The following is a 23280-nucleotide window of genomic DNA, read 5'->3' on the forward strand; positions in this document are numbered from 1 at the left end:
TGTCCTTATTGTGTGTTTGCCATTAATTCCGGCAGAATCGCTTCCGAAGTCGTCATCCGAAGCCCCATCGCCGCCATTTCGTTAAAAATATCCCGGGTTTTTGCTTCGTAACCGGGGATTGCGCTCATGCAATCGGTCAGCACCACCAGCTTTTCCCGGCACTCAATGCCAAGGTTATTCACCGCATCCAAAAGGGTCTTGCTGACGCAATGACTGCTCGCCTCCCCGGCAAAAAGCACCAGATCCGCCGACTGGTACTTATCGATGGAAGCCTGTCTCAGTAAAGTGGAAGGCTTGTCCGGGTCAGCCACTTCCGCCTGCAGCGCCGAATAGTGTTCCGACCAGGGATCCTCGCCCTTTTGAATATACTCGACATGCTTTAACTGCTGCCTTTCCCATCCCGTGCACGCGGTCAGAATATCGGCATGCATGTTGTGGCCGAATGACCCAATCTGGCAATGGACCGGCCATGCATAAATGGCATCGAGCCCTGCCTGTTCAAGCTGTCCGAAATAGGCTATGAGCTGTTCCGTCACCCCGGCCATGCGCGGGCGGTATTTTTTTTCCATAATCTCATTCAAGGTGATCCTGGACGCCTCGGTCAATGTCTGGCCATCGGCGTCCATCCAGAAAGACACGTGCCCTATGTCCAGGTACTGGTGCGTATCCATGAAGGCCTCGATCGTGGTAATTCCGGCGCCGCCCTCATTGATCAGCCTGGCTATTCTCAGGCAGTCCTGATGCGCGCCGGATACCGGCAATGCAGGCTTGTAGCCGACGCCCTGGACCGTTGGGCAATAGGCGGCCGGCAAATCGCAAAAATCATTTTGCGCGTCGATAATAACCAGTTGAATGTGCTTTTTCATTGAGTCTCCCTGATTCCTTTAGAAGTTGGGATTAAGCATAGTTTACTTAGTTTCAATTTGCAACTATATATTCAATAAAAAATCAGCGCTTTTTCTTGTCTTGACAATCATTGCCTTTTCTTTAGTATAAAAATGTAACTAACTAGGCTTTTATTATGACCTCACCCATTATCCAAACCATTGATGTGGTCCTGTTGACTATCAAGAATGACAAGCTGCATGTGGCGCTGGTGAAACGCGAAACCCCGCCCTTTCAAGGTTATGATGCGTTGCCTGGCGGCTATGTGCATGAACAGGAAGATAACGACTGCCTGGACAGCGCTCTGCGGGTGTTAAAGACTAAAACGGGCATACGTCCGCCTTATCTGGAGCAGCTGGAGACTTTTTCGGGCAAATTCCGGGATCCGAGAGGCTGGTCGGTGTCCGTGGTGTATTTTGCCCTGGTGTCATTGGACGTGATCGAAGCGGCGAACAATCCCCAGGTGTCGCTGGTCGACATTGATGACTTGAAAGACCTGCCTTTCGACCACCTGAACATTATAAAGACGACGGTCAACCGTATCAGGAATAAAGCGCAATATTCTTCCCTGCCCTGCTTTTTGGCAGGCGAGACTTTTACCTTGCCGACGTTGCAAAAAATCTATGAAATCTGTCTTGGCGACACACTGAATAAAGTGTCTTTCCGGCGGAAGATAGCGGAAATGGATGTGATTGAAGAAATAGCGGGGGCATTATCAAGGCAAGGCGCCTCCCGGCCCGCCAAGATTTATAAATTAAAACCGTATTACCTTGAGAAATTAAAAACGCTCGAAAGCGGATTATGATCGAACCGGCGCCTGATCGCCGCCCGCTTCATCGAGCCGCCATCAACCGGGGCCCGCTTTTTTCGCAATGACCCGTGTAGCCTGACTGTTTTCAAACACGGGCGATCACTCCTCTGCCATGACCAAGTACTTAGGAACGCGCATAAAATAACGTCCTCAAGTGCGCGGATGAATTTCCGGTGTAGGTGCGGATTTATTTATGCCTATGGGTACTTGCGCCCTTCAGGGTATCCGCACTTTTTTAACCGCATCAGCTACAGCTTGACGAAACGCAAACAGTTCCATGATGTCAGTAGGGTAAGAAACTTGATCATAGCAGTACCATAGCAACCACCTCGCTCCCGTTAATCGGGAGCTTTTTTTATGTGCCGTTAAGAAACGTTATCAAGCCTATCTCATAGGAATGCCTCGCCGATGCGCAGTTTTGCCTATCTGATAATTTTATTTCTTTCACTCGCGACGGCGGTTGCGGGGCCGCAAGAGGAGATTAGAACCATGCCGGATTCCCGTGTACGAGAAGCTGTCGAGCTGATGACCGGCTTTGCGGAACGCACCGGACTGAGTTCCAAGCGTCCCCAGCAGCGCTACCTGTGGACGGATGCCTTCGCGGTCTGCAACTTTCTCGGCCTGTCGCGCGCGACCGGGAAACAGCGTTACACGGAACTGGCTCTGCGCCTGGTTGACCGCGTGCATCACACGCTGGGGCGACATCGTGGCGACGATTCGCGCACGGGATGGATCAGCGGACTGAGCGAGCAAGAGGGAGAGCAGCACCCGACCCGTGGCGGGCTTCGAATCGGCAAAAGCCTCCCCGAGCGCAAGTCCGGTCAGGTCTTCGACGAGCGCCTGGAGTGGGATCGCGACGGCCAGTACTTTCACTACCTGACCAAATGGATGCACGCGCTCGACCGGTTGTCGCGTTCGACGGGGCAGCCTCGGTTCAATGCCTGGGCGCGGGAACTCGCCGAAACCGCGCACCATGCGTTCACCTACCTTCCCCCGGCGGGCGGCCCGCGACGGATGCATTGGAAAATGAGTATCGACCTGAAGCGGCCGCTCGTCGTCTCCATGGGCCAGCACGATCCGCTGGACAGTTACATCACCTATGTTCAGCTGCATGCTGCCGCTGCCGAGTTTCCGCGAGAGAATGCCGGCCCCTGGCTCAGCGATGAGATCCGGCAGGCTAAAGCCATGATTGCCATGGATGATTTAACAACAGCCGATCCGCTCGGGATCGGCGGCCTGCTGATGGACGCCTACCGCCTGGAGCAGTTGCTGCGGCAAGGGAGCATGGCGGACCTGCATCTTCTTGAGGTCATGCTCGAGGCATCGCTCGCGGGGCTGCGCTCCTACACAGCGGGTAGCGAACTGCAACTTCCGGCGGAATATCGGCTCGCCTTTCGCGAACTCGGCCTGGCCATCGGGCTGCAAGCGGTGCGATTGATGGCGGAAGCGGCCAACCGCGATCCGATTAAATTCCACATGAACGATGATCTGAACCGGCGGCTGTATGAACTCGTGCGCCTGCGGCTGCGTGAGCTGACGCAGTATGTGCCCGTTGGCGAAAGGATCGAATCTTTCTGGCGCGCCCCTGAGCAGAGACGGACCCAGACCTGGTCCGAGCATCGCGACATCAATGAAGTGATGTTGGCGACCGCTCTGGTGCCGGAGGGATTCCTTGTTCTGCCGCCACCCGATCTCAGCATCCCCGAGCGCGGCGGCCGGTGAAATGTAATTTTTTGTCGGGTGACACAAACAATGGAACCATCCGCCTGACTTTGATTACCAAACCAAAGTGTGGGCGGAAGATTGGCGCTGCATCGTCTGACTGCGCCGACATACGCCACGGCAGCGCGAGGCCCTTATACTTGAATATTGACAGGATTGGCCGTTCCCAGCCCAAATCAGCCTTTGAATCATCTTAAATGTCGGACGAGAGCCGTATTCCAGCCATTAGAAATAAGTCTTTTGGAATAATCCCGGCCCGTTTATCATGCATGAAATGTTGGTTATGCTGTATAGAAAACCTAACGCTGGAGTGTAATCCTTGACAATCTTGAGTGCAGAACCTGAAAGCGTAATTGTAGATTTCCCATTGCGTGGGGAATGGGTAGCCGGGAGCACGCCGGCGGAGCGGATACCGAGCCACGGCAGCAATCGGCTCGGCCAGCGATTCGCGTATGACTTTGTGCGGATTGAAAGAGAGGGGGATGACTGGAAATTCTTCCGTCCTTCGCTCACCGCCTATGTGCTGTTCGGTATCCGTCTTGAAGACTGCTATGGTTGGGGCGAACCAATTCATGCTCCCTTTGACGGCACGATCGTGACGGCGAAAGACGGTTGGGCGGAAAGAAAGCGGCTACACCTGCTGACGGATTTTGCACTGGTCCTGAAGAATACGCTGTTCTTCGATCCGGAGAAGACGAAAGATCTCAGGTCTGTCCTGGGGAACCACATAACCTTGAAAATGAAGGACGAGGAAATTTACGCTTTCTTTGCCCATGCGCGGTGCGGTTCCGTGCAGGTTCACGAAGGCGATCAGGTAACGGCTGGCCAACATCTTGCTGATGTCGGTCACTCCGGCAACTCGACGGCGCCCCATCTTCATTTCCACCTCATGGACAGGGCGAATATCATAGAGGCGCAAGGCGTGCCGTGCAGTTTCCGGGAATACCAGGCACTTGATGGCGATGTGTGGAAGGTGGTTACCGAAGGAATCCCCGGGAAGCGAGAGTTCATCCGATATGGCGAACCTTCGGCTGTAAGCTAGCAGCCAGTCAATTTAATTTTCCATCATAAGGTTTAAACCACCGGCTTTAGCCGGTCAGCTTTAGCTGCGATAATCTGGCCAAGGAGGTGGCAATGGACTATAGATACGGCAGCCATACGGTTTACCAAATTGAGTACCATTTTGTTTGGGTAACGAAGTATCGTTATAAAGTTCTGAAAGGTGAAATAGCCGAACGAGTGAGAGACTTGGTGCGGCAGACGTGTGAAGCCTTTGAGATACGGATCATCAAAGGCGTGGTGAGCAAAGATCATGTGCACATCTTGGTGAGTGCACCGCCGAATATGGCTCCCAGTGAAATCATGAGGCGAATTAAGGGACGAACATCGAGCTATCTGCTCGAAGAGTTTCCGCACTTGAAAAAGCGATATTGGGGAAGGCATTTTTGGGCGCGCGGATATTTTTGCGCCACCGTTGGCCAGATGACGGATGAAATGATCAAACAGTATTTGGAGCATCATTTTGAACCTAATCCCAATGACAATTTTAAGATGGAACCCGATTAAGACGCGTCGTTTAGTCGACGCGTATCCGGACTTTCAGTCCGTTATTCGAACCCACCCGCTTGAGCGGGTGGTTGTTTAGTATGGTTAGGTAAATTGTAAGTGCGAATGCGTTTATGCCCTATGGGTACTTGTGCCCTTCAGGGTATTCGCACTATTCTCACCTGCGCATATAACAGCCGCGCTTGGCAGAACATGGTTCACTCTGACAAGTCGCGATGTGTACCCTAAAGGGCATAAAGGCATCGCTCCCACTTAGAGCGTTGTAAATGCCGTCCTGGCATCTACTCGGTGTCGTAACTCAACGACCGTATATTGTCGGATCCTTTCTTTTTCGGTTTCAGGTGAATATCCGGCTCCCTGTTGAAGCCTTCCGCCTGCAGGCGCCAGAGCGTGTCAAATGCGCCGCCACTCTGGCGTAGCTCATGAGGCGACCCGCATTCGATGATGCGCCCCTGATGAAGCACGACGATATGGTCGAAGCCGGACAGCGTCGATAGACGGTGCGCCACCGCCAGCACCGTGCGGCCCTGCATCAGTTCGCTCAGCGCCGCCTGGATTTCCGCCTCGGACTGGGTATCCAGCGCCGAAGTGGCTTCATCCAGGATCAGGATCGGCGCATCCTTCAGGAAAGCGCGGGCAATCCCCAGACGCTGGCGCTGGCCGCCGGACAGCATCACGCCGCGTTCGCCGACCACGGTCCGATACCCGTTCGGCAGTTCGCGGATGAATCCGTCGCAGAAGGCGTGCCGCGCCGCTTCATAGACTTCTTCATCGCTCGCATCGGGACGGCCGTAGCGGATGTTCTCGAGGATGCTGCGGTTGAACAGCGCGGTCTCCTGCGGCACCACGGCGATTTTCTCGCGCAGGCTGTCCTGACTGACGCTGCGGATATCCTGCCCGTCGATCAGGATATGCCCGTCCTGTACATCATCAAGGCGCTGGATCAGGCTGATCAAAGTGGACTTGCCGGCACCGGATGAGCCGACAATACCGACCTTCTGTCCGGCTGGAATGTGCAGACTGAAATCCTTGAATACCTCGCGGCGGCCCCGATAGATGAAGCGGATATTCTCAAAGTCGATGCGGCCTTGGTTCAGGGCCAGCCGAGGCACGGGATCTTCCAGGTCGTGCGGCTGGTTGATGATGCGCAGGGTATCGGCAATAGCGCCGATCTTCTGCGTACTGTCCACCAGCGCCAGGGCCAAATCCCGCGAGCCGTGCAGGATGCGGAAGCTCAGCGCGCTGACCATGACCACATCACCGGTGGTGACGGCGCCGGCCAGCCACAAATTGATGGCCCATACCAGCATGCCGCCGGCCATCAGCGACAGGCAGATATCATGTATTACCCGTGCCAGCTCCACATGCATCCAGCTGCGCCGATGGGCGTGCGCTTCTTCGCCAAACAACTGAGCGAGGCGTTCGCTTTCGCGGCTGCGCGCCGAAAAGGCCTTGATGGTCCAGGCGTTGGACACGGCATCCACCAGTTCGCCGCCGACCCTTGAGGCCTGAGTCGCATAGTGTTGGTGTTTTGCACGGCCACGGATGCCGAGGCCGGTGATCAGCGCGGAGACCGTGATCGCGAAGCCGAACAGCGTCAACGCCATGCGCTGGTCGACACTGAACAGCACAACCATGGCGCCGAGGAAATCGACGATGGGCGGCATGATCCTCCAGATCAGCCCTCCGTAGACCGCCTCGACCGCACCGGCGATCGAGGAGATGCGATTACCCAATGACCCGCTCGGATGCTCATGGAAGTAGCGCATCGAGTGGCCGGTCAGGTATTTGAACAAGTCAATGCGCATGTCCACGCAACTGGCCAGGATTGTGCGGCAGCCGAGCCAGCCGCTTAGACGCAGAAGGGTGTTCTCGATGACGATCAGGCCGATCAATAGCCCCAAGGCGTACCAGACGGCAGTATGGACGCGATCGCCGCCGGCCATGGCGTCAACCAGCAGCTTCATGCCGTACTGAACTGCGATCGCGCAGCTTGCGGCACCAAAGATAATGATCATCAGACCACCAAAATGCCAGGGGCGTGCACCGATATAATGCCAGAGAAAGGCCAGCGGCTTGCTGGGCAGCAATTTAACTTTCGAATGAGGATTTTTCATAAAGGGACAAATAACTTCTTGTCAGGGATTTTGAAAAGGGTAAAACTGTACTGCTGTAGTTTCAGTTAGCGGGACAGATTGGCGCGGTCGCCTTTCCAGCCATGATGACGCAATGCCAAGACATGCTGCTTCAGAGGATGCGAACTTAATCAGGATATATTGGCGAGATTAAAGTACGCTTAGGATTCGGCTAAAAATGACTGCCTGAAATTAGAATCCTGCATAGGATGCATCAGCCAAAAACAGGCGTTCCAGGCGACGCGGTGAAATGCATCGCTCGCGTCGGCACATCCTATGTTTAAACAGGGACATGATTGACGATCCAATCTTAGTATATGGCTGTGGAATTGATGCCGATGAATGCCGGAATGTCTTTAAAAATTCTGCCCATGCGTCTACATAACAGGTAAACGTTCTGAATAAGGCCATAGAGAAACTGAACATTAATTTTCTTTAGCACAAAAAAAGCCCCTTTAATCAGGGGCTTATTTGTATTATTTACAAAACCAGTCTCAGGTATCCTCTAAAAAGGAATATCGTCATCATACGGCGCGTCGAAATTGTCATAACCGCCGCCCTGTTGAGGCGATGCGGGTTCGCGCACGCTCGATGACGAATTTTGTCTGCCCCCTTGCTGGTACTGCGGCTCGCTTTGCCTGCTTTCGGCATTACGGCCGCCGACCAGATCCAGAATATTGGCGTTCACTTCCAGGCTGGTCCTGGTTGAGCCGTCATTGGCCTGATATTCCCTCTGAGTCAGTTCGCCGGAGACGAACACATGCTGGCCTTTTTTCAGATAATTCTGCAGTTGGCCTTCGGCACGCTTGCCCCATAATGCCACTCGCACCCACAGCGTCTGCTGCTTGTCGCCGAAACCGATATTGTTGGCTACCGTGACATTCAACACGGCTTGGCCCGATGGTAGATACCGGACTTCCGCGTCCCGGCCGACAGTGCCTGTAAAACTGAATACGTTGCTCATTGTTTCTCTCGTGATTGATTTAAGTGACTATTATACCGAAACCTCAAACCGGTTTGCTTGGCCGGCTGGCAAAATCCATCTGAACCTTGCCGTCGACGAATTTCAGGTTGGCATCGAAAGCCGTGCCCTTGGCCGATTTAAAGCCTTTCAACACGCCTGTCTGACCGGTATTGAGCATTTTTTTCGCCATCGCGACCGTAATTTTTTTATGCGCGATGGTTTTCCAGATCACGGCCTTGCAGCCGTTGCGCCATTCGCTGCAACTGTAAGCCTTGGCCGTTTCGATGATGCGGCCGCTGCATAACGGGCAGGCGGCAATGGCTTCCCTTCCGGCCGGCTGCATCTGGACTGTGGCCTTGATATAGCCGGTCTCGCCCTGCCCGTTCAGGGTCAGTTGAGCATTGAAGACGGTATCGTCGACATGAACGGCGACAGCCTGCAGGGTCCGGCCAAGCTGTAGCAACTGACTGGCCAGATCATGCGTGATCGGCACGCCATATGTCTGTTTCCATAGCACGAATTGGCAACCGTCTTTCCAGCCGCTGCAACCGTAGCCTTTCCGGCCTTCAATGACCGACTTATGGCACAGCGGGCAATCGCCCAGCCTGCCCGCATCGTAAAGCGGCCGGGTCGATTCGTCCTTGATTTTTTGCGTGAACTGGATGATCTCGGCCATGAACCGGTCGGGATCATAAGCGCTCTGTTCTATCTGCTTGAGTTTGGATTCCCATTCGCCGGTCATGGCCGCCGATTTCAGCCGGTCATCGGCGATGAGACCGATCAGATGGCGGCCCAACTCGGTGCTGAGCAGGTTTTTCTTCTGCCGTTCGATGTAGCGGCGCCTGATCAGCGTTTCAATGATGGCAGCTCGGGTCGCCGGTGTTCCGAGGCCTTTTTCCTTCAGCGCTTCCTTGAGCGTTTCATCGTCGCAGGTCTTGCCGGCTGATTCCATGATGCTCAACAAGGTCGCTTCGGTGTACGGCTTGGGCGGCGTGGTCTTGCCCTGGCTGACCGAGGGCTGATGCGGCCCCGTCTCGCCCTGCGTGAATTCGGGCAGAATCTTTTGCTCCTTGTCCTTTTTGCCGTCGTTTTTGTACAGCGCCTGCCAGCCCGGCGACACGATCACCGTGCCGATGGCCTTGAATTTCACCTGGTTGGTCTCGCCCTGCACCGTCGTGACCTGCTTGAGGCAGGGCGGGTAAAAGGCGGCGATGAAGCGTATGGCGATGGCCTGGTAGAGTTTTTCCTCATCGTGGGACAGCGTGCCGGGCAGCGTCGTGGTCGGGATGATGGCGTGGTGATCGGTGACCTTGGCATTATTGAAATAACGCGCGCTCAGCGCCAATTTGTCCAGGTCGAGCGGCGCTATCTGCGGCCCGAACGGCCCGCGCAGTTTCTCCAGCAGCGGCTTCATGCCGGCTTTCATGTCATTAGTTAAATAACGACTGTCCGTGCGCGGATAGGTGATGTGCTTTTTCTCGTACAACTGCTGCGCGCAGGTCAGGGTACGGTCAGCCGTGAAACCATGACGGATGCTCATGTCTTTTTGCAGATCGGTCAGATCGTACAGCAAGGGCGGGTTGACCGTCTCCTTTTTGCCCTTGACGTCGGTAATCCGGAATTCGTGCCCGTCGATCCGGCTCAGCAGCGCTTCGGCATCGGCCTGCCGGTCGAAACGTCCGCCGACGTACTGGAAAACCGCCTCGCGGTACAGCGTCTGCAATTCCCAGAAGTCCTTGGGGATGAAATTGGCGATCTCCGCATCGCGCTGCACGATCAGCGCCAGTACGGGCGTCTGCACGCGGCCGATGGTCCACAGCGTGCCCTTCTGGCCGAATTTCAGCGTATAAAGCCGCGTGGCGTTCAGGCCGACGATCCAGTCGGATTCGCTGCGGCATTTGGCGGCACGGTAGAGATTGTCGTAAAGCCTGCCGTCCTGCAACTGGGCGAAGCCTTTGCGTATGGCATCATCCGTCAAAGAGCTGATCCACAGGCGTTTGAATGGCTTGCTCAGGCACTGGCTCCAGGACAGGATGTAGCGGAAGATCAGCTCGCCTTCCCTTCCCGCGTCGGTCGCGCAGATGATTTCATCGGCCGCCTTGAACAATTGCTTGATGGTATTGAGCTGTTTTTTGGCCGAGGCGTCGCCGCGCGCCTTCAGGCCGAATTTTTCCGGGATGATGGGCAGCGATTCCAAAGACCAGCGCTTCCATTCCTTGTGATAGTCGTCCGGTTCTTTCAGTTCGACCAGATGCCCGAACGCCCAGGTGATCCGGTAGCCGTTGCCCTCGAAATAGCCGTCGCGCTTGGCGCGGATATTCAGGCAGCGGGCTATGTCGCGGGCGACGGACGGCTTTTCCGTTAAGATGACTTTCATAAAACAAAGGGGGCAAGACTGAGTCCTGCCCATTGTACCAAATGCCCTTATTTAATGACGCGATAACAGGGCGTATAGGCCTTGCCGGGCAATTTCATGCGCTGTTGCGCGACGAACGACGCCAGCAGGGAATCCATCAGTGTCATGATGCCGGCGTCGCCGCGAATTTCGAAATGACCGTATTGCTCGACCGTACGAATACCGTCGGCCTTGACGTTGCCGGCGACGATGCCCGAGAAAGCCCGGCGCAGGTTGGCGGCCAGCACATGCGGTTCCTGGTTCCTGTGCAGCGCCAGGTTGCGCATGTTTTCATGCGTGGGAATAAACGGCTGCTGGAAGGCCGGATCAACTTTCAATGACCAGTTGAAATAATAGGCATCGCCTTTTTCCTTACGGAAACTGCGCACCTGTTTGATGCCCTCATGCATTTCGCGCGCGACCTGCACAGGATTGTCGACAATAATCTGATAACGCTGCCGCGCTTTAGGGCCCAGCGTGCCGGCGATAAAACGGTCGATTTCATCGAAATAGTCTATGGCGCTGTCGGGGCCGGTAAAGATCAGCGGAAACGGCATGTCTTCATTATCGGGATGCAGCAGGACACCCAGGATATAAAGGATTTCCTCGGCCGTGCCGGCGCCGCCAGGGAATACGATGATACCATGCCCGGTGCGCACGAAGGCTTCCAGACGCTTTTCGATATCCGGCATGATCACCAGATCGTTCACGATCGGATTCGGCGATTCGGCCGCAATAATGCCCGGCTCCGAGATGCCCAGATACTGGCCGTTCTTGATGCGCTGCTTGGAGTGGCCGACGGCGGCGCCCTTCATCGGCCCTTTCATCGCGCCCGGCCCGCAGCCGGTGCAGATGTCCAGGCCGCGCAGGCCCATTTCATGCCCGACCTGTTTGGAGTAATCGTATTCTATGCGGTCGATCGAGTGTCCGCCCCAGCACACGACCAGGTTCGGGTTGGTCATCGGACGCAGGATGTTGGCGTTGCGCAGGATATGAAAAACGGCATTGGTGATGCCGTCCGTAGTTTCCAGGTTGATTTTCGGATTGTCGTTAATCTCGTCGCTGATATAAACAATGTCGCGCAGCACGGCGAACAGGTGTTCATTGATGCCTTTAATCATCTTGCCGTCGACAAAGGCGTGCGCGGGCGCGCCGGTCAATTCCAGTTTGATGCCGCGCTCTTCCTGAACCACGTGAATATCAAAAGACGCGTACCGTTCCAGCAGTTCCTTGCCGTCATCCATGGCGCTGCCGCAGTTCAGCACCGCCAGCGAACAGTTGCGGAATACCTGGTAGAGTCCGCCCTGGCTGGTATCCAGCAGTTTGCTGACTTCAACCTTGGACAGCACGTCGAGACGGCCTTCGGGGGAAATGAGTGCATCGACTACTTTATGTTTCATCTTATTCCTTATCAATATCGGTATTATGTGTAAATGCCTGCCGTTTTACATTTTGTTTATCGGCAAAACGATCCGTGTGGTCAGTTCATCTCTCATTCAGCCTCCTTCTTCTATTGTCTAGCCCAGCCCCGTATATCGAAGGATATAACAAATGAATGCATTACTAAACAACCACCCGCTCAAGCGGGTGGGTTCGAATAACGGACTGAAAGTCCGGATACGCGTCGACTAAACGACGCGTCTTAATCGGGTTCCATCTTAAAATTGTCATTGGGATTAGGTTCAAAATGATGCTCCAAATACTGTTTGATCATTTCATCCGTCATCTGGCCAACGGTGGCGCAAAAATATCCGCGCGCCCAAAAATGCCTTCCCCAATATCGCTTTTTCAAGTGCGGAAACTCTTCGAGCAGATAGCTCGATGTTCGTCCCTTAATTCGCCTCATGATTTCACTGGGAGCCATATTCGGCGGTGCACTCACCAAGATGTGCACATGATCTTTGCTCACCACGCCTTTGATGATCCGTATCTCAAAGGCTTCACACGTCTGCCGCACCAAGTCTCTCACTCGTTCGGCTATTTCACCTTTCAGAACTTTATAACGATACTTCGTTACCCAAACAAAATGGTACTCAATTTGGTAAACCGTATGGCTGCCGTATCTATAGTCCATTGCCACCTCCTTGGCCAGATTATCGCAGCTAAAGCTGACCGGCTAAAGCCGGTGGTTTAAACCTTATGATGGAAAATTAAAAAGGTATTTTTTATCAGTTTGTTGCTGCTGAATGGCTGTGCCCATTATTCTCAACCGTATTATCCTGGCGACGCATCTTATGGCGGCGGTTACACGGTTGTCCAACGATCTTATTATCAAGGCGGGCCGGGTTACAGTTACTATACCCCCGGCATCAATCATCTTCATGATCACTACCGTCCGCGTTGGCAGGCCGATCACCGCAGGCCGCCGTCTCCTGAGCTTGGCAACCATTACCATTCCGATCGCAAGCTAAAAAACACACCTCAGTGGGGCAATCCGCGCTGGGAACACAGAATCGACCGGTCCCGCAAGGAAAATCACGGAAAACCGAATCATGATCAGCACCAGCGCTTCCGGGAGGACAATTGGCAGGGAGGAAAACCGCGGCGCAATTATATAGCACCTGTAACCGGCCGCCCTGATCGCGGGCAATTCAACGGCAGAAAAAACGAAAATCCTAACCCGCGCCGGGAACAACGCCGCATGCCGAACCGTACCGGGCAACAAAGATCCTGGAATAATAATCGCCAACATAACGGGAATCGGGAAAATGGCAGAAAAATGGCGGCGCCAAGACAAGACCGAAGACAGCGTCCCGACCGCGGCAACCCGCATGAACACCCGCGCCAGGGAAACCGGTAACAATTGCTCTGACGAAAACGCTTCTCTTATTCGGTCTGCTTATACACAGGCCTGCACTTTTGCGGCCATCGCCAAACCCAACGCCAAATGCCCGGCTTCATCCAGATGCACGCCATCGACGGGGCTCGGATTGCAATACTCGGCGGCATCGATGAAATAACATCCAGCGGCGCTGGCGACAGCGGCGTAATATTGCACGAACTCGGCCGACTTATCAGGCTCGCCATGGCACTTCAGGCTCAGTTCGGCGGAGAGCCGGGTGATTTTGGGCGGACTGACCAATAGCACATCAGGCGGCAAATCATCCACGCCGCAGCTGCTTCTTTGCACGATATCGACCAATATTTCCGCGCCGCGCGCCGCGTCGAACGCCGTATTCTCCCTGAAATGCAGCACGTCATTCGTGCCCAGCATCAGGATTACCAGGTCCAGCGGCGCGTGCGATTGCAGCAGCGGCAGCAGCAGTGCCGCGCCGTTGCGGCCGGGCCGGAACGGCTCGTCCCAGACCGTATAGCGCCCGCTGAGGCCCTCCTCGACAATACGATAATCATCGCCGAGTTCGCGGCTCAGAATGCCGGGCCAGCGTATGTCAGGCGCATAGCGCCGGCCCTGGCCCGGGATATAGCCCCAGGTGTTGGAATCGCCATAACACAGTATCGTTTTCATGCGCTTAGCCTTTTAGAAATGCAATGGTTAAATTTCAGCAAATATTAGGCAAACCCGGGAATTTTTGCCACGAAGAACACGAAGGTTCACAGTCCTCAAAGAATGCTCATGACCTTCGTGGTTAGCACGCCGCAGGCATCACATCAGCTTTCAGGATAAATCGGAAAAGCCCGGCACAAGGCTGAAACCTGCTCGCGGATACGGGCTTGCACAGCCGCATGACCGGCATTTTCAACCAGCCCGTCCAGTACTTCGGCGATCCAACCGGCGATTTGCGCAAACTCGGACGTGCCGAAGCCGCGCGTCGTACCGGCATTGGCCGACAGCCGGATTCCCGAGGCGGTCTCGGCCGGCAGCGGATCGAACGGAATCAGGTTCTTGTTGCAGGTCAGCCCCGCCTTTTCCAGCGCGGCCACGGCCCGGGCGCCGTCAAGTCCCTTGGCCGTCAAATCGACCAGCATGAGTCCGGTATCGGTTTGCCCGGACACGATGCGGTACCCCGCCTTCGCCAGTCCCTCGGCCAGGATTCTGGCGTTGGCCAGCACCTGGGCATTATAAGACTTGAATTCGGGCTGCAGCGCTTCGCCCAGACACACGGCCCTGCCGGCGATCGCATGCAGCAGCACCGAGCCCTGCACGCCGGGAAAAACCGCCGCCGCGATTTTCCGGGCGATAGCCTCGTCATTGGTCAGAATCAGGCCGCCGCGCGCGCCGCGCAAGCTCTTGTAGGTGGTCGTGGTCACGACGTGGGCGTGCGGAAACGGATCGGGATAATAACCGGTCGCGACCAGGCCGGCGAAATGCGCCATATCGACCAGCAGGTAAGCCCCGACTTCATCGGCGATCTTTTTTAAATAAGGAAAATCAATGATCCGGCTGTAGGCCGAGCCGCCGGCAATGATCAGCTTGGGTCTGTGTGCCTGCGCGAGCCGGCGCACGTCGGCATAATCGATGCATTCGTCCTCACGGCTCACGCCATAGCTGGCGATGCGGTAGCGCCGCCCGGTCTGGGTTGCCGGATGGCCGTGGCTGATATGACCGCCTGCCGCCAAATCCATGGACAGGATGGTATCGCCGTAGCCGAGCAGGGCCAGGAAAGCCGCCTGGTTGGCATTGCTGCCCGAATGCGGCTGTACGTTGGCGTAGCGGCAGTTGAACAGACGGCAGGCCCGGTCAATCGCCAGCTGTTCGACGCGATCGGCGAATTCGGCGCCGCCGTAATAGCGCGCCCCCGGATAGCCTTCGACGGTCTTGTTGGTCAGGATGGAGCCCTGCGCCTGCAATACCGCGCGGCTGACAAAATTCTCCGACGCAATCAGTTCGATCTGGTCGTACTGACGATTTAATTCGCTGGCAATGGCTTGTCCTATTTCGGGATCGGATTCGTTGAGTCCTGTGGAAAAAAAATCGTGCCTGGGTTTGGTCATTGTCGGGTTGGGATAGTGATTGGTAACTGATAGGGTCAGGACTTACGCAGTTTGCCTGTTCAACCGTCGAAACAAGCGGTTCTAAAACCTGTGGGGGCGACTTCAGTCGCCCATTTCAGACCCAAGAGGCGACTGCCAACAGTAGGCGCTTTAGGCGAAGTCGCCCCACAGGTTTGTGTAAGTCCTGACCATTTGAAGATGGATCATAATTGCCACAGAAAGCGCAGATAAAATTATTTCGGACGCTCCGTGCCCTCTGTGGTTACTGTTTCAGCAATCAGCCGGCAGCTTCTTCGCTTTCGGTTTTGGGCGCTAACCGCCTGACCTTCTCCAATACTTCTTGCGCGTGTCCTTCGGGATTAACGTTGTACATGGCCTCTTCCACCTTGCCGTCCTTGTTGATGATGAACGTCGAACGCACGATTTTCATCTTCTTTTCGCCTTCCTTTTCAACTTCCTGCCAGACGCCGTACTTGTTGCACAAGTCACCCGAGGTGTCGGCCAGCAACGGTATGTTCAGGTTGTATTTGTCGATAAAAGCCCTGTGGCATTCGCAGGTATCTTTGCTGACGCCGATCACGACGGTATCGAGATCGGCGAAATCCTGGGCCAGCGAGGTAAAGTCGTTGGCTTCTATCGTGCAGCCGGGCGTATCGTCTTTCGGATAGAAATACAGCACGACATTCTTGCCAAAGAACTCCGATAAGTATACCAGTTTGTTGTTCTGGTCCATCGCCCGGAAAAAAGGTGCTTCTTGGTCTTTCTCTATCATAATGACTCCTTAAATAAACCTACAGTGAAAAATCATGCCACCAAGCACGCACCGCTAACACTGCGTAGCCCAGTATTCCTGTATCTGCCCTTCGGCCGCGATAAACACGGCGCTGGCCAGCCCGCGAAAAATGCCGTGCTCGACGACGCCCGGCGTATCGTTCAGGGCGGCGTCCAGCGCTTCAATCTCGAACGCCGGATCGAAAACCATATCCAGCACCAGACTGCCGTGTGAGGTCACGACCAGCCCGTCATTAGCGGCATTCCGGCGCAGATCGCCGCGCCCGCCCAGCGCTTCGAGCCGCTTTTTGACCAGTTGCCAGGCGAACGGCATGACCTCGACCGGCACAGGGAAATGCTCGCCGATACGGCCTACCTGTTTGCTCCGGTCGACCAGCACGAGGAACACATCGCTGGCCCTGGCCAGCAGCTTTTCCCGCACCAGATCGTAGCCGCGGCCCTTCAGCAGCGTCATGTCCGGCGTCACTTCATCGGCGCCGTCGACATAGAGATCGAGCCGGCTCAGATGCTCCAGCGCCGTCAGCGGCAGCCCGCGCTCCCGGGCCCTGATCGTGCTGACCACGGAACTGGCCGCCGCGGTCACCTGCAGGCCTTCCTCGGCGCAGCGCCGCGCAAGTTCATCAATAAAATAATTGGCGGTCGAACCGGTGCCGAGACCGACGATCATGCCATCCTCAACCTGCTGGACCGCATGCCGGGCGACCCATTCTTTATCGTTCATGGTGTGCTCCTGGGCTGATTCAAGCTATCTTTTAGCCAGATAGTACATCCGCTGGCGGTGAGATGACCACCGGTATTTTCAAAAACAACGATCCTGAAAACAGACGCCGATCAACAGCGCTTCACCCCGGATAAAATCCGGCGCTTGCAAAAATAAAGTTTGACACCTCCGGAATAACGCCTACAATGGGCGTCAGCTAGAAAATATGATTTACCCTTTGTTTTCCATTTCGACGTCTCTTCATTTAGTTTCTCGTCCTGTACTTCATTTGTAATTTCCAAATTTACCAGCTCTACCAGCCTATACAGGCTTTAATTAAATATATCTATAGGACTTATTATGTCTACAATGACTACCGGCATCGTTAAATGGTTTAACTCTGAAAAAGGTTTCGGCTTTATCGAACAAAAATCAGGCCCTGATGTTTTCGTACATTTCAAAAGTATCCTGAGTTCAGGCGGTTACCGTTCACTGGATGAAGGACAAAAAGTACAATTCAGCATCTCGCAAGGCCAAAAAGGCCCGCAGGCTGATGATGTAAGCGTCATCATCTAAAACGCATTTTGACAAACGGCAACACAAGCAATTGTGTTGCCGTTTGCATTTATGCACAATTGACATTGTTCAAATATAGGCGACTCATCTTGAGAGTTAGCCTGGTTATTCCCGCTTCATTAAGACGGCAACGACGGCACAGTGCCGCTGGAAACCGTCATCAAAATCTCGTTGATCGCATGAAAATCGACCGGCTTAAGAAAATGGTAATCGAAACCGGCCTGCCGCGAAAACTGTCTATCCTCATCCTGTCCGTACCCGGTTACGGCGATCAGCTTCGCGTACCGGCTTTCCGGCGACTGACGTAACCGCTGGGCAACCTCGTAGCCGTCCATGTCAGGCAGCCCGATATCGAGTATAACGATTTGAGGTCGAAAATCAGTCGAGCATGTCAGCGCATCAGCGCCGCAAGCCACGGTTATCACCTCATGCCCAGACATACGCAGCAGAACGGCAAGGCTTTCAGCGCCATCAATATTGTCATCGACCACCAAAATCCGGAATTTCGGGGCTGCGTCACAAGCGTTGGCCAAGACCGGCTCGGATGTCGATGCGATAGTCACATGCTCAACCGGCAGAAGCGGCAGCCTGACGGTGAATTCACTGCCCTGGTCAAGGCCCGCGCTGGCGGCCGTGACCGAGCCGCCATGTAGCTCGACCAGACGCTGCACCAGGTTCAGGCCCAGTCCCAAGCCGCCTTGAGAGTGGGCAAGCGAGCAATCCGCCTGGATAAAAATATCGAACACATGCGGCAGCAATTTCGGCTCGATACCAATACCGGTATCCTGAACCCGGATCACCGCCCAACCGTTTTTCTCCACAACGTTCAGTTTGATGTCGCCGCCCTCCGGCGTGTACTTGATCGCATTGTTCAGCAGGTTCATCATAACTTGTTCCAGACGCATCGCATCGCCTTCCAGCCATCGCGGTTCCGTCGGCAGAGACAGCGCGAGACGGTGATTTTTGGACTCGAGGAACGGGCGGCAGCTTTCTACGGCGCAGGCGATCACATCGTCCAGATTGATACGCTGATTCTGCAATATAATCTTGCCCTGCATGATACGGGCGGTATCGAGCAGATCATCCAGCAGTCGGGCCATATGCTGCACTTGCCGGTCGATAACATCGTATCCCCACTCGACCGTAGGATGGGGATGATCAATTTTTCTCAGCACCCGCACGGCATTACAGATGGGCCCCAGCGGGTTGCGCAGCTCGTGAGCGAGCATGGCAAGAAACTGATCCTTGCGGCGATGGGCTTCCTGCAATGCTTCCGCGGCACGCTTACGGTCGGTCACATCGAAAAATATAACCCCCAGCCGGCCCGGCTCGGTCTGGAACGCGCTGATTTCAAAACATCGCCCCAGGGCGCCGGCCCACATTTCAAAATGCGCAGGCTCACCGGTCAGAGCCACTTTGCCATAAATCTCGAACCATGAGGACCGGGTTTCCGGGAACACATCGAGAATGGTCCGGCCAACGATATCGCCAGCCTTCAACCCCGTCTGATGCTCAAACGCCGGATTGACTTCCAGGACGCGCAAATCGCAAGGCTTTCCCGCATCATCACAGATGATTTCATCGAACGAGAGCCCCTCGGTCATCGTCTCGAAGAGTGTGCGGTACCGTTCTTCACTGCGCTGCAGCGCTGCCTCGGCCTGTTTATTCTCCTCGCGCAGCCTGAGCGCCGTAATGCCAAAGCTGAGATCGTCCGCCAACTCGGCAAGCAGTTTAATTTCATCTTCGGAGAAGAGTTCCGGTTCCGTGGAATAGATAGTGATGGCGCCGAAGACGGCATTATCGGCAAACAAGGGAAAGGCCAGCGCCGAGGCGTAGCCTTTCGTAAGAAAAAAATCGAGCTGGTAGCCGGCATCGGCAAACAGGGGGAACACCAGAGACGAGGGATATCCCTTCTTTAACGCCTCTTCGCGCCAGGACTTGAAATGGGGATTGGCCAATGTATTGCGACAGATATTGGGCTTGCCGGTACGGATGCAGGCCCCCGTAGGGCCGCGTCCTCGCTCGTTATCCGCCCAGGAAATGTTCAAACGTTCGAGATAACTTTTCTCGAAACCGGCGTGGGCAACCGGCCGGACAGTCTTGTTTTCATCATGATCCGCATAGCCTATCCATACCATCGTGTGCTCGCAGTCTTCAGCAATGATCCGGCATAGCTCATTCAGATACGCCATTTCATCAGTAGCGCGCATCATGATCTGGCTGCTGCGCATGATGATGCTGAGCGTCCGGTTCAACTTCTGAAGCTCGGCTTCCTTGCTCTTGCGTTCAGCCACAAACCGGGCTTCGGTCTCGGCCACGGCGACCCGCGCCTGAGCGCGATGCATGGCTTCCGTGATCCAGGAAATCATGATGCCACTGGCGATGAAAACCGCGATACCCAGCCAATCACCCGGTTCTTCAATTGAAAATCGCCACGCCTGCCCAATCCAGAAGTAATCCGCCAACAAGCTCGAGAGCACAATAGCCAAAAAGCCCGCGCGCAGGCCGCCGTAGAGCGCGGCGATCATCACGGCCGGAAAAAATGTTATAAAGGCGACGCGCATCCCCAGTTCCTGAAAGAACACCAGGCGCACGATAGCGGCGACCGTGACTATCGCAATAGTCACGCCGTAATAATATTGGCTACAGTTTGTCGGCCGCTCCAGCCGGATTGCAAGCATGCCAGATTCATGTATCAATACGAAAGCCGCGACCAGCATATAGACACTGCCTAGCAATTGCGCCGCAAGCGCCGCCCAGCACAGCGGACTGGCGTAGACAGATTTGATCATAATGCCGAATAGCCCGTCCGCAAGCAGCAGCAATGCGAGGGAATATCCGTACATGGAAAAGGACGAACTTAACTGGCTCATCGAGCGCAGCAGGAAAACCGTGAACACGAACATGGCAATGCCGGAACCCAGCACGAATTGCCGCACCGGCGTCCCGCCCTGGCCCTGCACGAAGAAAACCGGCGTCCAACCCGAGAACGCGGCCCAAACGACTAGCCCTACAACGCCAAAAACTGCCATATAGCCCGCCACGAGCCAGAGGTACGATGGGCGCAAGGTGAGTTTCCACCGCAGTGAAAAGGCCGCCCCCGCCAAATGACACAGGGACGATATCCAGACACAGATATTATTAATCGTCACTTGGGTATTCAAATCAACAGGCTCGAAGCCATCGCTTGTCAACATGGCGATGCCGGTCAGAAATCCGGCCGCCCCCCAGAACAGGGCGCCGCAGACCAGTAACAATAATCCCGGCAAGCCGCAGTTCATAAAGCTACAGCCGATCAGGTAAGCGATAAGCAACGACACCAGCGTCGACAGGCAGAAATACAACCCAATCTGCAGGTAAGGCAATTCAACCGATACTTGCAAGTCCAGCGCCCATAACATGATAATCGCGGCAAACAGAACGGGAATCGGCAGCCAAGCCGCCCGGCCCGCAAAAAATCGCTCGTGCTTTAAATAGATTGACTCAGGCACTGCATGGTCCAAGGATTTGATTCGGCCCTCCGATTACGGGCCTGAAATATAGAATGTACATTTCTTTTCTAGTTGTCAGAATGAACTCTATACCGTTTCGACTGGCGCTTAACCCAGCATACCGGCGGTAACCTGCTGTGGACGAGTCAATTATCCTACATAAAAACTCAGCCGCAAGAAATAAAACAACATACTTGCGGCATTCCTGCCGCACACAGGCCGAATTTTTCTGTTTTCTACAAATGAACCGGCCGATCAGGCAATTCATTACCCTGATCGCCCTGCCCCGGATAATGCCGGGCCAGATGCCCGCTGACAGCCTTGATACCGCAGATAACGCCCGCTTCAAACTGCTTGTGCCTGAATGCCGATTCCATGTCCTGACAGATCGTTTCCCATCCCTGCGATCCCACACAGCGATCTATGCCCCGGTCCGCAACGATTTCGACATCATGGTCCGCGAATAACAAATAAATCAGCACGCCGTTATTCTGGGCGGTATCCCAGACACGCAATTGAGAAAAGACATCAATGGCCCGCTCGCGCGCTGTCTGGTCTTTTAATAGCGCTTCCCAGTCCAGCGACGTTTCAACAGCGAAACGAATTTGCCCTTGATGGCCGGCTTCGGCCTGACCAATCGCGGCCTCAATGGCCTGCATGGCATGGGCCGGCAAAGCCCGCCTGACCATCCAGCGGTCAGTGCACAGATGTCTGATAATGCGCTTAAGGTTCATGGATTCTGTCTCTGTCAACCCGGACGACTTCGCCTAAAGCACCTGCTTTCCCGAGCCGCTTTCCATAATAAAAAACCCTGCCGCAGTCTCCGGCCAAAGCGATCCGCCAGTGACCTGACGCGCCGCCGCCGCCAAAGCCGCCACCGCCGCCACCGAATCCGCCGCCACGGCCACCGCCAAAACCGCCACCGCCGGGCCAATAGCCGCCGGTACGCATGCCGCCCAGGGAAAACAGGAAGCCGAACAGACCCGCGATCACGGCGCCTAGCAAGGAGCCTACGATAATCCAGAACAAAATGCCCACCAGACCGCCCACGATAGATGCTCCCAGCAAGCGGCCGAAAATCATGCGCAGCACGCCGGCTCCGACCAAAACCACGAGAAATCCGACCGGCAGAAAGTCCTCGAAACCGGACCAGGACACATCCTTCTGTCTCGGCGGCGGCAAAGGTTCGCCGTCGATCAGGCGGATCAGGCGATTGACACCGGCTTCGATACCGCCGAAATAATCGTTGCGCTTAAAGTAGGGAATGATGATCTCGCTGATCACGCGCTTGGCCACGGCATCGGGAATGACGCCTTCCAGTCCGTACCCGACTTCGATACGCAGCGCCCGGTCCTCCTTCGCGACCAGCAGCAACACGCCGTCGTCCACACCTTCCCTGCCGAGCTGCCATGCTTCCACCACGCGCATGGCATATTGTTCAATGGCCTCCGGCTGTGTCGTCGGAATGATCAATACGGCGATCTGGCTGCCCTTGCGCGCCTCGAAATTCGTTAATACCTGCTCAAGCTTGCTTTGTTGCGCCGGAGAAAGCGTACCGGTCAAATCGGTGACCCGCGCCTGCAGGGCGGGAACCGGCACCTCGGCCACGGCAAAACCTGCCGCCAGCAAAAGCACGGCAATAATCATCAAGCGTGGCGCCACGACCTTAGTTTCCGCCGGCAGCAGGATCCGGCATACCCGGTGGTCTGGCGTTAAAATCGACTTTCGGCGGCGTAGTGATCTGCTGAGCATTTTCCACTATCAACGAAGGCTTGGTCTTATATCCGAACATCATCGCAGTTAGATTGGTCGGGAAAGAACGCACGGTCACATTGTATTCCCGTACGGCGTTAATATAACGATTACGCGCGACGGCAATGCGGTTTTCCGTGCCTTCCAGCTGCGCCTGCAAATCCCGGAACAGGCCGTCGGCTTTCAACTGCGGATAATTTTCGGCCACCGCCACCAGGCGCGTCAATGCGGCGGACAGTTCGCCCTGTGCGTCCTGAAATCGGGTAAAAGCCTCATTATCATTGATCAAATCGGGCGTCGCCTGGATTGAGCCGACTCTGGCCCTGGCTTCCGTGACCCGGGTCAATACCTCGCTTTCATGACTGGCATAGCCTTTTACCACATTGACCAGGTTCGGCACCAGATCGGCGCGCCGCTGATACTGGTTCAGCACCTCGCTCCAACTGGCGGCGATCTGCTCGTCCGTGGTCTGAAGCTCATTATAGCCACACCCCGATAGAGAAAAACCCATCAGCATGAGTCCTATTAAAAATACATGTTTGCGCATGGCATTCTCCATTTAATTTAATTTTCCGCTTAAACTGCTATGCGGCTTATG

20 protein-coding genes are annotated in these 23280 nt (G+C 55.1%); 6 read left to right on the forward strand and 14 right to left on the reverse strand.

Going from position 1 to position 23280, the window contains the following annotated elements:
• Window positions 1-5 precede the first annotated feature (5 nt).
• Entirely contained in the window at window positions 6-866 is an 861-nt protein-coding gene (locus tag METMA_RS0103875; RefSeq protein WP_020157758.1) for a cysteine hydrolase family protein, read from the reverse strand.
• A gap of 155 nt (window positions 867-1021) precedes the next feature.
• Between METMA_RS0103875 and METMA_RS0103880 the strand changes: the two genes are divergently transcribed.
• The 4 genes from METMA_RS0103880 to tnpA (METMA_RS0103895) all read left to right on the forward strand — a co-directional run bounded on the left by METMA_RS0103880 (window position 1022) and on the right by tnpA (METMA_RS0103895) (window position 4984).
• A complete protein-coding gene (locus METMA_RS0103880) occupies window positions 1022-1690 on the forward strand; it encodes an NUDIX hydrolase (RefSeq protein ID WP_020157759.1) in 669 nt (222 codons plus the stop codon).
• Between the two features lie 414 nt (window positions 1691-2104).
• Window positions 2105-3418 (forward strand): hypothetical protein, encoded by a 1314-nt coding sequence (locus METMA_RS0103885; RefSeq protein ID WP_020157760.1) that lies wholly within the window; start codon window positions 2105-2107, stop codon window positions 3416-3418.
• A gap of 319 nt (window positions 3419-3737) precedes the next feature.
• On the forward strand, window positions 3738-4460 hold the full coding sequence (locus METMA_RS23880; protein WP_020157761.1) for a M23 family metallopeptidase: 723 nt from the start codon (window positions 3738-3740) through the stop codon (window positions 4458-4460).
• 92 nt (window positions 4461-4552) lie between these two features.
• The gene (gene tnpA, locus METMA_RS0103895) at window positions 4553-4984 is read left to right on the forward strand and encodes an IS200/IS605 family transposase (protein ID WP_020157762.1); all 432 of its coding nucleotides are present in this window, start codon (window positions 4553-4555) and stop codon (window positions 4982-4984) included.
• Window positions 4985-5265: 281 nt separating this feature from the next.
• Here tnpA (METMA_RS0103895) and METMA_RS23885 read toward each other — a convergent pair whose 3' ends face one another.
• The 5 genes from METMA_RS23885 to tnpA (METMA_RS0103920) form a co-directional block, all read right to left on the reverse strand.
• Complete coding sequence (locus METMA_RS23885) at window positions 5266-7101, reverse strand: ABC transporter ATP-binding protein (RefSeq protein ID WP_020157763.1); 1836 nt, start codon at window positions 7099-7101, stop codon at window positions 5266-5268.
• Window positions 7102-7624: 523 nt separating this feature from the next.
• Window positions 7625-8083 (reverse strand): single-stranded DNA-binding protein, encoded by a 459-nt coding sequence (locus METMA_RS0103905; RefSeq protein ID WP_020157764.1) that lies wholly within the window; start codon window positions 8081-8083, stop codon window positions 7625-7627.
• A 43-nt stretch (window positions 8084-8126) separates the two neighbouring features.
• The gene (locus tag METMA_RS0103910; protein ID WP_020157765.1) at window positions 8127-10460 is read right to left on the reverse strand and encodes a type IA DNA topoisomerase; all 2334 of its coding nucleotides are present in this window, start codon (window positions 10458-10460) and stop codon (window positions 8127-8129) included.
• Window positions 10461-10507: 47 nt separating this feature from the next.
• The gene (ppnN, locus tag METMA_RS0103915; protein ID WP_020157766.1) at window positions 10508-11878 is read right to left on the reverse strand and encodes a nucleotide 5'-monophosphate nucleosidase PpnN; all 1371 of its coding nucleotides are present in this window, start codon (window positions 11876-11878) and stop codon (window positions 10508-10510) included.
• Between the two features lie 242 nt (window positions 11879-12120).
• Entirely contained in the window at window positions 12121-12552 is a 432-nt protein-coding gene (tnpA, locus tag METMA_RS0103920; protein WP_020157762.1) for an IS200/IS605 family transposase, read from the reverse strand.
• A gap of 99 nt (window positions 12553-12651) precedes the next feature.
• Here tnpA (METMA_RS0103920) and METMA_RS0103925 point away from each other — a divergent pair, with 99 nt between their 5' ends.
• Window positions 12652-13278: a hypothetical protein gene (locus tag METMA_RS0103925; RefSeq protein WP_020157767.1), complete on the forward strand. Its 627-nt coding sequence runs from the start codon at window positions 12652-12654 to the stop codon at window positions 13276-13278.
• 39 nt (window positions 13279-13317) lie between these two features.
• Here the strand turns inward: METMA_RS0103925 and METMA_RS0103930 are convergent, their stop codons facing one another.
• The 4 genes from METMA_RS0103930 to rpiA all read right to left on the reverse strand — a co-directional run bounded on the left by METMA_RS0103930 (window position 13318) and on the right by rpiA (window position 16884).
• The gene (locus METMA_RS0103930; RefSeq protein WP_020157768.1) at window positions 13318-13944 is read right to left on the reverse strand and encodes an SGNH/GDSL hydrolase family protein; all 627 of its coding nucleotides are present in this window, start codon (window positions 13942-13944) and stop codon (window positions 13318-13320) included.
• A 143-nt stretch (window positions 13945-14087) separates the two neighbouring features.
• The gene (gene glyA / locus METMA_RS0103935; RefSeq protein WP_020157769.1) at window positions 14088-15371 is read right to left on the reverse strand and encodes a serine hydroxymethyltransferase; all 1284 of its coding nucleotides are present in this window, start codon (window positions 15369-15371) and stop codon (window positions 14088-14090) included.
• A 277-nt stretch (window positions 15372-15648) separates the two neighbouring features.
• Complete coding sequence (locus METMA_RS0103940; protein WP_020157770.1) at window positions 15649-16143, reverse strand: peroxiredoxin; 495 nt, start codon at window positions 16141-16143, stop codon at window positions 15649-15651.
• 54 nt (window positions 16144-16197) lie between these two features.
• On the reverse strand, window positions 16198-16884 hold the full coding sequence (gene rpiA / locus METMA_RS0103945) for a ribose-5-phosphate isomerase RpiA (protein ID WP_020157771.1): 687 nt from the start codon (window positions 16882-16884) through the stop codon (window positions 16198-16200).
• A 348-nt stretch (window positions 16885-17232) separates the two neighbouring features.
• On the opposite strand from rpiA, the gene METMA_RS0103950 reads away from it, so the two are divergent.
• Window positions 17233-17439 (forward strand): cold-shock protein, encoded by a 207-nt coding sequence (locus tag METMA_RS0103950; protein ID WP_020157772.1) that lies wholly within the window; start codon window positions 17233-17235, stop codon window positions 17437-17439.
• Window positions 17440-17558: 119 nt separating this feature from the next.
• Here the strand turns inward: METMA_RS0103950 and METMA_RS25675 are convergent, their stop codons facing one another.
• The 4 genes from METMA_RS25675 to METMA_RS0103970 all read right to left on the reverse strand — a co-directional run bounded on the left by METMA_RS25675 (window position 17559) and on the right by METMA_RS0103970 (window position 23229).
• Complete coding sequence (locus METMA_RS25675; RefSeq protein WP_156830451.1) at window positions 17559-20930, reverse strand: hybrid sensor histidine kinase/response regulator; 3372 nt, start codon at window positions 20928-20930, stop codon at window positions 17559-17561.
• A gap of 236 nt (window positions 20931-21166) precedes the next feature.
• Entirely contained in the window at window positions 21167-21664 is a 498-nt protein-coding gene (locus METMA_RS0103960; RefSeq protein ID WP_020157774.1) for a TPM domain-containing protein, read from the reverse strand.
• Window positions 21654-22592 carry a TPM domain-containing protein gene (locus METMA_RS27980; protein WP_269634172.1) on the reverse strand — a complete coding sequence of 313 codons (939 nt, stop codon included), beginning with the start codon at window positions 22590-22592 and terminating at the stop codon, window positions 21654-21656. The genes METMA_RS0103960 and METMA_RS27980 overlap by 11 nt, the downstream gene beginning before the upstream one ends.
• A 4-nt stretch (window positions 22593-22596) precedes the next feature.
• A complete protein-coding gene (locus METMA_RS0103970) occupies window positions 22597-23229 on the reverse strand; it encodes a LemA family protein (RefSeq protein WP_027147015.1) in 633 nt (210 codons plus the stop codon).
• Between the last annotated feature and the right edge of the window lie 51 nt (window positions 23230-23280).

Source organism: Methylobacter marinus A45 (assembly GCF_000383855.1).
Lineage (GTDB): Bacteria > Pseudomonadota > Gammaproteobacteria > Methylococcales > Methylomonadaceae > Methylobacter > Methylobacter marinus.